This window comes from Bacillus sp. VA15 (assembly GCF_055721145.1).
Genome location: NZ_JBVQPQ010000060.1, coordinates 1 through 332 on the forward strand (window position 1 = coordinate 1; position 332 = coordinate 332).

1 protein-coding gene is annotated in these 332 nt (G+C 39.2%); it reads right to left on the minus strand.

Annotation, left to right across the window (positions count from 1 at the left end):
• A partial coding sequence (locus AC0DBE_RS21770; RefSeq protein WP_472963793.1) for an IS3 family transposase occupies nt 1–332 on the minus strand: 332 nt, incomplete at both ends.

A 332-nucleotide genomic window follows, 5' to 3' on the forward strand; every position in this document is an offset into this window, starting at 1 on the left:
TATCGCCAATCGTAAAAGCAATCACTTCTCCATTGTATAAATCTAATATACTGGAAAGGTACAATTGTTTCTGTCCATAAGGCAAATATGTGATGTCCGTTACTAGTTTTTCAAGAGGGCGATCAGATTTAAAGTTCCGATCCAATATATTATCGACCACGGCATATGGCTGCCCATTCTTCTTGCGCTTTTTCACCTTAACCTTGCACTGCCATTGATTTTTCTGCATAATACGTTGAACCGTTTTATGGTTAATACGCATTCTCTTTTTTAGTATGGCTGTGATTTTTCGATATCCATATCGATACCTGTGCTCTCGGCACAACGTGCCG